The sequence below is a fragment of the Shewanella avicenniae genome, from assembly GCF_017354945.1.
GTDB classification, from domain to species: domain Bacteria; phylum Pseudomonadota; class Gammaproteobacteria; order Enterobacterales; family Shewanellaceae; genus Shewanella; species Shewanella avicenniae.
In genome coordinates, this window is the sequence record NZ_CP071503.1 from 1,963,382 (window position 1) to 1,975,353 (window position 11,972).

Below are 11,972 nucleotides of genomic sequence, written 5' to 3' on the forward strand. Positions count from 1 at the left end.
ATCACTGAAATCGCTACAATGTGCAGCAGCATTGGTTTTGGGGGAATGTAGTTACCATGTGTGAGTTGTTGGCGATGAGTGCAAATGTGCCTACGGATATCGTGTTTAGCTTTACCGGATTGGTCGAGCGGGGTGGCGTGACTGGACCGCACGTTGATGGTTGGGGCATCACGTTTTACGAAGGCAAGGGTAGTCGAACCTTTAAAGATGCCGCGCCTAGTAGTCAGTCGCATATTGCTAAGCTCATAAAGTCTTATCCCATCAAAAGTGAAGTGGTGATTAGCCATATCCGTCAAGCCAATCGTGGCTGCGTGGCGCTGGAAAATACCCACCCCTTCAGTCGTGAGTTATGGGGGCGCTATTGGACTTATGCCCATAATGGCCAGCTCAGTGATTACATGGAGAAATTCGCCACCAAGCGCTTTCAACCCGTAGGTAGCACCGATAGCGAAATGGCATTTTGTTGGATATTGGAGCAGGTCGTGCAGCAGTTTGGCGATATACCGCCGGTCGATATGCAGCCAGTCTTTGAGTTCATCGCACAGCTTGCCGATGATGTTCGGCAGTTAGGGGTGTTTAACCTGATTATCTCTGACGGTGATTTTCTGATGTGTTTCTGTAGCAATAATCTCAGCTACATTACCCGCTGTGCACCTTTTGGTAAGGCTAAATTGATTGATACAGATGTGGTGATTGATTTTGATACAGAAACCACACCCAATGATGTGGTGTCTGTCATAGCCACCCGTCCGCTGACCAACAATGAAGATTGGTACATCATGCAGCCGAGTGAGTGGAAGTTATTTCGCCTCGGCGAGATCATCGCTGAAGGTTGTGCTACCAAACTGAGCCCGAGTGAGTGTCAGCTGTAATGCACTATCGCCTTTTTTCTGATGAATAAATTTCACTGGAAGATAACCTAAATCAGGCGCCATCCATACAACCGTGCGACGCTTATCGGTGTCGCGCTGAACTTCAAGCTTAACGGCTTGATATTTATGACCTTCAACAATAACGCTTTCTACGCCATGGTTGTGAAATCGATAGTCGTTAAACTTGTTATCTTTCACCATGTCGTAGGCAAACTCGGGTTTCCCCAAGCTTAAATCAAGCCGAAACTGTAATTGCACCATCATGGCATCGTACAGCGTGCCTTGGTAATCCAAGGTTTTGTTCTTCGCTTTATACACGGTAAACACTTTGCCTAACTCTTTGGCAAAGCGGATCTGCTCGGTAAAATCTGAACCTGTGCCAGTACGTTTATGTTCAAACAAGTTCGGAATGAGTTGATCCCCATTGCGGCTGAATTCACTGGTGATTTCACGTTCATCGGACACGACCAACAGGCTTAACTTACTGGTCATCTCATATTTATAGGTATTATCTTGTGGCGCATCGAGCACAAAACGGGCATCGCCCAAACCAATGCTGCCATATTGCACATGGTATTCCGCAATCTGCGGTTCAAGTGGGTTATGGTCTGCGAGAACACTCAACGGCCATAAAGCGATACAAGCTAAAATATGCTGCAGCTTCAATATAAATTCCTCTTTAGAACGGCACTGACATCACTAAGGTAGCAATATCAGGTTGCCACCCATAATCAGACCAACAAATTTTCCCTTGGTTCAGTAAGATGCCTTCACTGCGTAGTCGTTGGCTTTGTTCACGATAGGCATCTGAATCTTTAGCGAAGGATAATTTGCCCTGAGCGTTAATGACTCGATGCCAAGGCAGTGTCAATGTTGCTGGCGCTTGTTGCAATGCGCGTGAGACATAACGTGCCCGTCCGGGCAATCCGGCAATATCTGCCACCATGCCATAACTAGCAACCCTACCTGATGGGATCATCGCAACGACCCACCAGATGCGCTGCATGGGCGATAAGGTTGACGCGTTTTCATCAGAAAAAGTAGACATAAATTGGCTTTGTGCGGCTGTTATCGTGAGTTGCTGATTGTAAGAAATAAGCTGTGATGAGGTAAAGCGTGCATATGGTCAACTTGCCAAGTTCATATTTACGCATATACTGTATATAAATACAGTATTGAGGTTGATTATGAATTCGCTTGACTCCCAAGCTGCCATTTCTTCGTTACTGGCTCGACAAGATTTGTGGCTAGGTCATGCCAATGGCCAACTGCAATCAGGCTATCAAACGGGATTTGATGAGTTACAAGCACATCTACCTTACTGGCCAGCGCATGGTGTGTGTGAGTTACTCAGTGATGGGGCTGGCGCAGGGGAGTTAGGCTTATTATTACCGATCATCGAATCTGTTTGCATGGATACAGATGCGCCCATTTTGATAATTGCACCGCCCTATATGCTGAATCCCGAAGCTTTGCGAGTGTTGCGTGTTCCACCTGAACGCTTTGTTTGGCTCGACATCGCATTCGAGAAAGAAGCCTTATGGGCCATGGAACAAGCGCTTCGCAGTGGCAGTTGTGGTTTGGTGCTGGGCTGGTTTGATAATCTTTCTCTGAAAGCGGCGAGGCGATTACAACTGGCTGCCGAAGAGGGTAATTGCCTTGGTTTTTGTATGTTGCCGTTGACCAGTGCGGGCAATGAGCATCCGATACCTTTAAAATTGGCGTTAAAAACCTCCCAAGGCGAGTGCTATCTGCAGATTTTAAAACGCAGAGGTGGTTGGCCAGTAAGTGATATTCACTTGGCAGATCTAGCCGTGCCGCTGTTACGTCGCATGAGTTTGGCGCGCGCTAAGCTAGCAACAGAATCAACGGCTAGTACGGCGAGCGTGGTGAATAGCATGGTGACGAGCGTGGTAAATAGCGCAACCGATTCCGCAAAAACTGTGTCGTTACAGTCTTTGTCGGGTTTAACCGCAGCAAACGACCGCCATTCGATTGAGTTCCAGCATGGCTGAGTGTTGGTTAGCGGTTTATTTTCATCAGCTGTTATTGCAGTTCCATGCTTGGAGTCAAGGTTGTGGTCACTATTCAATAGGTGATGTGTATAGCGAACTTCCACCCCAAGCATTGTTTGATAAGCACACTCATCAAATAGTGGCAGCCTCCCCAAATGCAGCAGTTGAGGGCGTAGTGGCAGGGTTGAGTGTAACGACTGCGCAAGCGCTATTACCCACCTTACAGCTCACAGAGCAACAACAGGTTGACCAACAACGATTACAGCAGTGGCTTTGTCAATGGCACTATGATTTTAGTGCGCGGATCTGGCCGGCGATCCTAGCCGATGAGGTGAAAAACACGGGAAGTTCTCATGCGCGCCAAAGCATGCTGCAGCAAACGGCGCAATCAAACATTTGGCCGCAAGAAACACTGGTGCTGGAAGTTGGCTCGATGCTGAAGTTGTTTGGGGGGCAAGCGGCGTTCATCACGGCCTATCAACAGCGTTTAGCGCACTATGGCTTGCGTGCCACTTGGGCATTAGCCCAACATCCGTTGCAGGCGGCGGTATTAGCCCGTAAACCGATACCTGTTGCAGTGAGAGCGCATCAAGCGCCTCGAGTGTCTACACCGCGCCAAACCCGTTATAAAATGAACACCGATTGCGGTATGTCTTCAACAATAGCGCAGCATGGGATTGCTGAGGCTGAAAGCGGTTATCACTCGGTTGCCAGCGCTTTGCCGAACGATCTTCCGCTGCAGCAATTGCCGCTGCCAGCAAAAACATTGCAACGGCTCAGTAGCATGGGCATTAGCTGTTGGCAGCAGTTGCAGGCGTTACCGCGCGCTGAGCTCGGTAAACGTTTTGGGCAAGAGTTACTCACTTTGTTGATGCTGCTCGAAGGACGCATAAGCTGCCAGCGGCAAGCCTATGAGTTACCGCTAACGTTTCGGTTGTCGGTGTTGCTATCACACGATGTGGCGTTTATTCAAGGGCTTATCTTCCCGTTGTCGCCCATGTTGACGCAATTGGCGGACTACTTACGTGGGCGGCAACTGGCGGTAAGGCAGATCAGCATCACACTGCAATTCCGTGGTAAAGAGCGGCCAGCACAGCGGTTAGATATCGATTATCCGCTCGGCGAGTATCGTGCCGATGGCTTATTAAAGCTGTGTCGGCTGCAGTTAGAACGAGTGCAACTGCCTGCTCCCGTCACCGATATCACCTTGTTAGCGGAGCATTTTGTCTGCCTTGATATTCCCGCTGCATCGCTCACGGCAGATAAGGTGACGCAACCTTTTGCACAGCTGTTAGCCAAGCTGCAGGCGCGCTTAGGGAATGACAAGGTGCGGCGTTTACATTTTTCACCGCATCCCTTACCGGAATTGAGTGGTCAGAGCCTGCCCATTGAACGTTGGCCGCCGCGACAAAGTTCGGAGCAGCCGCAACCCTTGGCATTACGGCCACTTTGGTTACTGCCCGAGCCAGAAGCCATTTTCAAAGATGAGCTAGTGCTACTGCGTGGACCCGAGCGCGTCTGTTGTGGTTGGTTTCAAGAGTTAGCCCGAGATTACTATCTTGCGCGGCATCATTCCGGACGCTACTGCTGGGTGTTTCGTCAAGGGCAATCACTTTGGTTACATGGCTGGATGTCGTAGATGTACGCCGAGTTACATGCCATCTCCAATTACAGTTTCTTGCGCAGTGCTTCTCATCCTGAAGAGCTGGTGGAGCAGGCGGCACAGCTTGGATACCAAGCAATCGCGCTGACCGATGAGTGTTCGCTTGCTGGATGCGTTAAGGCACATGATGCGGCGTTACAGCATCAAATTAAATTGATCATCGGCGCTGAGTTTCATCTGGCTGAAGGGCTGTTGGTGGTGTTAGCTGAAAATCGCCAAGGCTATGCCAGATTAAGCCAACTGATCACTCTGGGGCGTCGGCGAGTAGATAAAGGGCACTATCAGCTGTCGTTAGAGGATTTTTCCACACTAGTGCACTGTATTTGCTTGTGGCGTCCGCCGAGTTTTAGCGAATGTGCGAATGAAGGGCGTTTGACGGAACAAACCATTGTTGATGTGAGTTCAAACTGGCATGCGTTGGCCTTACGCCTGCGTGAACAGCTGAAGATAGATTGCTATCTGCTTGCTGAGCGGCAATTGGTTGCGGGTGATGCTTGGCACATCGACGCCTTACAACTCTTATCTCAACGGGTAAAGATGCCGTGCGTCGCCGCGGGCAATATTCGCATGCATTGCGAGACTGAGCAACGCACCTTAGATCTGTTAAGTTGTATTCGCCATGGCTGTGACATTCATTCTGCCGGAGCTTTGTTGAGCCAAAATGCGGAAGCCGCGATGCAGCCAATTGAGGTGATTCGTAAGCGCTTCCCAGAAGATTGGTTAAAAAACACTGTAGAAATTGCCGCACGCTGTCACTTTTCATTGACAGAATTACGCTATGAATATCCCGCTGAGCTGGTGCCCAGTGGTTTTTCTGCTGCCAGCTACCTAACCCAAGAAGTACGCAAGGGCGCGATCAAACGATTTGATGGCAATGTGCCTGAAAGCGTGCAAAACCAGTATCAGCGTGAGCTAGAAATCATCATTGAATTACGCTACGAATACTTCTTTCTCACCATTTATGACTTAGTAACTTTTGCCAAACAACAGCGAATTCTACATCAGGGGCGGGGATCGGCGGCAAACTCAGTGGTCTGTTATTGCTTAGGTATTACCGAAGTTGACCCTACTAAGGTGAATATGTTGTTCGAACGATTTATTTCAAAGGAACGGCATGAGCCTCCCGATATTGATGTGGATTTTGAGCATGAACGTCGCGAAGAGGTGATCCAATACATCTACCAAAAGTATGGCCGTGACCGAGCTGCGCTGGCCGCAAGTGTGATCAGTTATCGGTTTCGCAGTGCTATGCGTGATGTGGGCAAAGTACTAGGGATTGATCAACAACGGATAGAGCAATTGCTGACCGCGGTTGATCGCCGCGACAGCGAACACGACTGGCAACAGCAGTTGTCGCAGCAACAGTTGGTAGCAACACAGGGCGCAGCAGCTTGGTTATTACCGTTAGTGCAAAGGTTAATGGGCTTTCCGCGCCATTTATCGCAGCATGTGGGCGGATTCATAATTTCAGCAGGGCCATTAGCTGAGCTAGTTCCTATAGAAAATGCCGCCATGCCTGATCGCACCGTTATTCAATGGGATAAAGACGATCTTGAGAGCCTAGGGTTACTCAAGGTCGATGTATTAGCGCTCGGCATGCTGACGGCCATCCGCAAATGTTTAGCCTTGGTGAGTCAGCATTTTCGACCGCTGACATTGCCCCAAGTGGTGTGGGAAGATCCTGCGGTGTATCGCATGCTGCAGCAGGGCGATAGTATGGGGGTGTTTCAGGTGGAGTCGCGCGCCCAAACCTCGATGCTGCCACGACTGAAACCAGCCTGTTACTACGACTTAGTGGTGCAAATCGCGATTGTGCGTCCAGGGCCCATTCAAGGGGATATGGTGCATCCATACTTACGTCGACGTGACGGTATAGAGCAAGTTGATTACCCATCCGATGAGGTGCGGCAGGTATTGCAGCGCACTCTCGGTGTACCCATCTTTCAAGAACAAGTGATCCAATTGGCGATGGTTGCGGCGGGTTTTTCTGGCGGTGAAGCCGATCAATTGCGTCGGGCTATGGCAAGCTGGAAGCGCTCCGGTGAGTTGGAAAAATTTGAGCAGAAGTTAAAATCCGGCATGGCCGCAAGAGGTTACAGTGAGCAGTTTGCCCAGCAGATTTTTAAGCAGATCCGCGGCTTCGGTGAGTATGGTTTTCCAGAATCTCATTCGGCCAGTTTTGCCCTGTTGGCATATGTCTCTGCTTACCTGAAATACTATTTTCCAGAAGCCTTTTGTTGTGCGCTGCTCAACAGCCAACCAATGGGGTTCTACAGTCCATCGCAATTGATTCAAGATCTTCGCCGTCATGGTGGCCAAGTGCTGTCTGTCTGCGTCAATCACAGCGAGTGGGATTGTACGCTCACCGTTGATGAGCACCATGGCGTAGCATTACAGCTTGGCCTACGGCTAGTGAAAGGCTTGAGTTATGCTAGTGCGCAGACTTTATTGAAAGCACGGCGGCAGCCATTTTCGACATTAACAGAGGTCGGGGGGCTTGGGATCGCCCGTGATGAGCTAGAAGCGCTCGCCAGTGCCAATGCTTTTAGCCACTTGAGCGGAGATAGACATCAAGTTCGGTGGCAGCTCGCTGCATGTCAGCAACTATCCTTGCCTTTGCTAGCTGACGCAGAAATAGCAGAGCCAAAGGTTGAATTACCAGCAGTGACCGAGTTGGCCGCGATGCTGGCAGATTATCAACAAACAGGGCTGACATTAGGACGCCATCCTTTAGCATTGCTGCGTGAGGCGGGCGCATTAGCGCATTGTCAAACCGCTGATGCGCTGTGGCAGTGTCGCCATGGGCAAGTGGTGCATGTGGCAGGATTGGTAGTCGGTCGACAGCGTCCCGGCACCGCCAGCGGTGTCACCTTTGTCACTCTTGAGGATGAAACCGGACATACCAATGTTGTGGTGTGGAGCGCGACCGCAAAAGCGCAACGTCGGCCATTTTTAGCAGCGACGATTCTTAAAGTCAGTGGCGTGGTGGAGTTTTCATCGGGTGTCATGCATGTGATTGCCGGGCAACTGACCGATATTTCACATGCACTTGATAGTCTTAGCGTACATTCACGTGACTTTAAGTAAACTGAATTGGAACGGCGATTAATGTGGCAAAACGGTTAGGTAGATACATAGGAAATGACAGACTGCACCCGCTAACACAAACAGATGCCAAATCGCATGATTGTAGGGAATACGCTTAATGGCATAAAAGGGCACGCCTAAGCTATAGCATAGCCCCCCAGAGATAAGTAACCAAAACCCAGAAGCTGAGAGGTTAGCAATCAGTTGCGGTAAAATCGCCACGCATAGCCAGCCCATCAGCAGATACAAGCTCAGGCTAAACAGTTTAAAGCGATGCACAAAAAAGCTTTTAAAGATCACCCCACTGGCCGCTAACCCCCAAATGGCCGCGAGAACCCATTCAGTTTCAGTATCGTGCAGCGAAATTAGCATCAAAGGCGTGTAGGTGCCGGCGATAAGCAGGTAGATTGCACAATGGTCGAGGATTTTTAGCCGCGTTTTTAGATGGGGAGAGGAGATGCCGTGATACAGGGTCGAGCAAAGAAATAGCAAAATAAAGCTGCTACCATACAAAATTACACCTGTAAGCTGAAGTGTGCTGAGCTGCATATGACTTTTGTGGATCATCAGCACCAAGCCTACCAGCCCAAATAAAATACCGATCCCGTGCGAGATACTATTTATTAACTCTTCAGAACGTGTGTAAGCCGGTGTGTAATGAGGTAGAGCCTGTGCATTGGCCATAATGACGTGACAAAATAGAATGTGGCGACAAGTGAATTACAGTCTATCAACTAAGTTAGCTTAAGGCTATATTTTTAGCTTACAGTTGTAAGCTAATTTTGGGGGCGATATTTCACATTTATGCTAGAAGAAACGCGCAGATAGCAATGTGTCATCCACCTGAACAGCATAAAACCAGTCGGTGTTGCATCAAATTCACTGCGCGCAAAATGAACTATGACCGTTTTTTCTTATCAAAGCAAAGCGTATAACTCGTTAATAATGCAAGGAATGCATGACATCTTTAACGCTGCACTCTGCCGACCGCAGCACACTTGCTGAAAATTGTCTCCCGCGCGAGCCAATTCATGCCCTATGGCGATTTCTACTACCCGCACTATTGCTTCATCTGTCGCTGTTCATGTTATTGCTTAACAGCGTTTCTTTTTCTGTGCCGTCAGTCGGAACTCCACAGCTATTAGTGCCTAAAATAATTCACTCGTTTTTGTATCAAGCTCCAGCCAACACACCAAAAACGACACCAGCAATGTCTGCAGCCGAACAAGTTCATTTGCAGCTAACGCCTGAAACGGCAGAACCTAGTCCAATAGCTGTTGCTGAGACGAAGAAATCAGTCACAGCAGTCAAGCCGAAGCCCTTTAAGCACCCAAAAACTCACCGCGAAGCTGCTACTGCCGGTCAAGCTTTCAGCTCCAACCTGACAACGCCTTCTAGCGCAACTGACATTGACATGGCAACGGCAAATTATCTGCAGCAGCAAAGCAATGAAGCGCTGACTCATTTGAGTGAGCGCTATGCTGATAACAAGACAAACTATCGTAGTGATAGTGAAATCACCGCAACGCCGCCTCACTTAACTTTGCCTCAAACGCCTTTGGCAGAGCGCAGTGGCACGCTGGATTTGGCGTTAGACCCCAATCGCATTGTTAAGCACGTCAACACTTGTTACCGAGTCGTCAAAACCCCAACGCAGCTCAATCCCGATGCGGAGAATTTGGGATTTGCATTCAAATGTGGCAAGACCGACGACGAAAAGCTATTTGATGCCGTATTAAAAAATCGGATCAATCAACATCGTCACTAAAAAATCGCTACAACTTTTATTGAGACTGTACTTTTACCAGGCTTTGCACAATAATTAATCAATCAATATAGTGCTTAGAAAGTGAAGTGTATTAACGCCAAACTTCATTTTCGGCATTGATTCAGCAAGGAGTGATATATGCAAATTCAATCTGCGTTTTATGCTGGTGTGCAAGGACTGCAAAGTGCGCAAAACGGCTTAACTCAAGCCACTGTTGATGTCGCACGACCAACAGAAAATGAGCAGTCTGAAACTGCGACTCTGCAAGCTACCGAAGCCGCCCAATCCACGGATAAAACTGGTGCTTTAGTTTCTGCCATGGCGTCACAACAGCAAGGTGAAGCAGCGGTAAATGTGATTGACCGTGCGAATGAAACTGTCGGTAGTATCATCGATATAGAGGTTTAATGTGGTTTCGGCGCTTTCTAACGGAAATGCGCCGACACTGACAGAGTTTGGTGTCCGGCGAGCAATCAGTGAGCCAGCCAAGTCTAGTTCACCCAGCCAAGCTGTGTCTTCAATCCCAACGTTTACTCAACCTATTCAATCAATTAGGGGGTCTTCACAAACCACTGCTAACTTATCGGCTAATCAAGCCCCCGCTGTTCCCCATTCGCCCCCAAGTCACAACCAAAGCCAGAATCTAAGTCAGAACGTAAGCCTGAACTTCAGCCAGACTCATGACACAGCGGTTGTTAATTCTACCGGCGTATCGTCCCCTGTCGCATTACAGGCTAACTCGAAAGTATCCACGCCAACTAGCGTAAACTCAGCGCAATCACGCAGTGCGCTTGTCAGTATGACCAAGGGTTTTTTAGGTGCTGCGGGTTTACAAGTTGCTGCGAGTGATACCGCTTCAAGTGTTGTCGCTAATATTACAGAACCTAGCAGTTCACTTGTTGTGGCAAATGTGGATGCTCAAGACGTTGTTTCGGTGTTTGGTGACACGGATAATGGGAGCGACAGCGCCGATGTGTCGGGTGACAACCCAACCGATGAGACAGAAGCTGATTCAACCACTAAAGCTTCGGTTAGCGGTGACAGTGAATATCCAGAACAGCAGCAAGAAATAGCGCAACTTGAAAGTCGTGATGCCGAAGTCAGAGCACATGAGCAGGCCCATGCTGCCACTGGTGGAATTTATGCCGGACAGCCTAACTTAACCTTTGAGAGTGGCCCCGATGGACGGCGTTACGCCGTCGATGGTGAAGTGCAGATTGATGTATCTGTCGTTCACGGTAACCCAGAAGCTACCATGCGTAAAATGCAGCAAGTGTATGCGGCGGCGATGGCGCCGATGGAGCCTTCCAGTGCTGATCTGCGGGTTGCCGCTGAAGCAATGCGCAAGTACAACGAAGCGAAAGCACAAGCGGCTGAGTTAAGAATCGAAAAATCGACCAGTGCCATAAAAGCCGCGGAAGGCATAACCGATACTGAAGCTAAATTAGTGCAGAATCAGGCTGACAACGTTAATAACGCTTGGCGTAAACAACGTTACCCGATGGGGTTAGCGTTAGTCATGTCAAAGCTTAATCCGTCAGTCACTGAAACTAATACTGATTTGGAAAATTTCACAATTCCTAACGCTGAACTAGAAAACGCGACGGCTGCACGTATGTTGCAGAACGAAGCCTATTCAACACCAAGTTAAACTAGCAACGGCTCTGTCGCTTCAGTGTGCTGCGCCAAAATCAACGATTCGAGCAATTTACTCGCAGGCCCTTGGTTATCACGTTGTGGTACAACGAGGGTGAGTACGATGCGACGCGTACTTGCTCCTTTCATTTTTAAGCGCACCAGCTGTCCCGATTGAATTTCATCTTGAATGAGGTGTTCTGGCACCCAGCAAAATCCAATACCTTTACTCAGAATCACTTTGGCTTCATGGAAGTTACTTACCGTCCAACGCTGCTCAGCTTTGAGCCAACCAATTTCTTGTGTGGGATTAACGCCAGTGTCTTTAATCACAATTTGCAGATGTTGCGCTAGTTCACGATCGTCTTCTAACTCGCCCATCTGAGCCAAAGGGTGATCGCGGTGACATACCAGATGAAATTCAAGATCGCACAAAGGCTCGGCAATATAGCCTTTGGGTGGCACACCACATATGGCCAAGTCGACCTGATTATTGACGATGAGTTCGCTGGTGCCGTTGATAACGGTATCGACAACAGTAATGCGCGTACCACGGCTTTCTGGCAAGAAGGTGGCGAGGGCATTGGTCAGCAACTCCATCGGATATACCAACTCGCGCGCGATAATTAGCGAAGGCTCCCAACCTTGCTCAAGATTGCTGGCCAATTGCTCCAATTCATTCACTGTTTGAGTGAGATGGCGGGAACGACGCAGCAAGACTTCACCCTGCTCAGTGAGATAGGCTTTTCGACCTTTCACTTCCAGTAACTGGATCCCCAGTTGTGATTGCAACTTGGCAACCGCATGGTTAAGTGACGATTGGCTTTTACTGAGATGGTCTGCAGCTTGGGCATAGCCGCCAAAATCGACGACCGCTTGCAAAATACGCCATTGTTCAAGGGTGGATTTAGGTCTGTGCATTATCTACGAAT

The 11,972-nt window shown here is 48.9% G+C and carries 11 protein-coding genes; 7 read left to right on the forward strand and 4 right to left on the reverse strand.

Annotation, left to right across the window (positions count from 1 at the left end; genetic code table 11):
• The first annotated feature begins 56 nt into the window (after positions 1-56).
• A complete protein-coding gene (locus tag JYB87_RS08690; protein ID WP_207356445.1) occupies positions 57-872 on the forward strand; it encodes a class II glutamine amidotransferase in 816 nt (271 codons plus the stop codon).
• On the opposite strand, the gene JYB87_RS08695 is transcribed toward JYB87_RS08690, so the two are convergent.
• The gene (locus tag JYB87_RS08695) at positions 801-1,538 is read right to left on the reverse strand and encodes a DUF3108 domain-containing protein (RefSeq protein WP_228729977.1); all 738 of its coding nucleotides are present in this window, start codon (positions 1,536-1,538) and stop codon (positions 801-803) included. The genes JYB87_RS08690 and JYB87_RS08695 overlap by 72 nt on opposite strands.
• A gap of 13 nt (positions 1,539-1,551) precedes the next feature.
• Positions 1,552-1,920, reverse strand: a complete 369-nt coding sequence (locus tag JYB87_RS08700) for an MGMT family protein (RefSeq protein ID WP_228729978.1) — start codon at positions 1,918-1,920, stop codon at positions 1,552-1,554.
• A gap of 139 nt (positions 1,921-2,059) precedes the next feature.
• Between JYB87_RS08700 and imuA the strand changes: the two genes are divergently transcribed.
• The 3 genes from imuA to JYB87_RS08715 are packed head-to-tail and all read left to right on the forward strand — an operon-like array spanning position 2,060 to position 7,637.
• Positions 2,060-2,887, forward strand: coding sequence for a translesion DNA synthesis-associated protein ImuA (gene imuA / locus JYB87_RS08705; protein WP_207356446.1), 828 nt, complete (start codon positions 2,060-2,062; stop codon positions 2,885-2,887).
• Complete coding sequence (locus tag JYB87_RS08710) at positions 2,880-4,526, forward strand: Y-family DNA polymerase (RefSeq protein WP_207356447.1); 1,647 nt, start codon at positions 2,880-2,882, stop codon at positions 4,524-4,526. Before imuA ends, JYB87_RS08710 begins: the two co-directional genes overlap by 8 nt.
• Positions 4,527-7,637, forward strand: a complete 3,111-nt coding sequence (locus JYB87_RS08715) for an error-prone DNA polymerase (protein ID WP_207356448.1) — start codon at positions 4,527-4,529, stop codon at positions 7,635-7,637.
• 18 nt (positions 7,638-7,655) lie between these two features.
• Here JYB87_RS08715 and trhA read toward each other — a convergent pair whose 3' ends face one another.
• The gene (trhA, locus tag JYB87_RS08720; protein WP_207356449.1) at positions 7,656-8,321 is read right to left on the reverse strand and encodes a PAQR family membrane homeostasis protein TrhA; all 666 of its coding nucleotides are present in this window, start codon (positions 8,319-8,321) and stop codon (positions 7,656-7,658) included.
• Between the two features lie 526 nt (positions 8,322-8,847).
• Between trhA and JYB87_RS08725 the strand changes: the two genes are divergently transcribed.
• The 3 genes from JYB87_RS08725 (at position 8,848) to JYB87_RS08735 (ending at position 11,056) form a co-directional block, all read left to right on the forward strand.
• Entirely contained in the window at positions 8,848-9,405 is a 558-nt protein-coding gene (locus JYB87_RS08725) for a hypothetical protein (protein ID WP_207356450.1), read from the forward strand.
• 138 nt (positions 9,406-9,543) lie between these two features.
• Positions 9,544-9,813 (forward strand): chemotaxis protein, encoded by a 270-nt coding sequence (locus tag JYB87_RS08730; RefSeq protein ID WP_207356451.1) that lies wholly within the window; start codon positions 9,544-9,546, stop codon positions 9,811-9,813.
• 103 nt (positions 9,814-9,916) lie between these two features.
• On the forward strand, positions 9,917-11,056 hold the full coding sequence (locus tag JYB87_RS08735; protein WP_207356452.1) for a putative metalloprotease CJM1_0395 family protein: 1,140 nt from the start codon (positions 9,917-9,919) through the stop codon (positions 11,054-11,056).
• On the opposite strand, the gene JYB87_RS08740 is transcribed toward JYB87_RS08735, so the two are convergent.
• Positions 11,053-11,961 (reverse strand): LysR family transcriptional regulator, encoded by a 909-nt coding sequence (locus JYB87_RS08740; protein ID WP_207356453.1) that lies wholly within the window; start codon positions 11,959-11,961, stop codon positions 11,053-11,055. The genes JYB87_RS08735 and JYB87_RS08740 overlap by 4 nt on opposite strands.
• Positions 11,962-11,972: the final 11 nt, after the last annotated feature.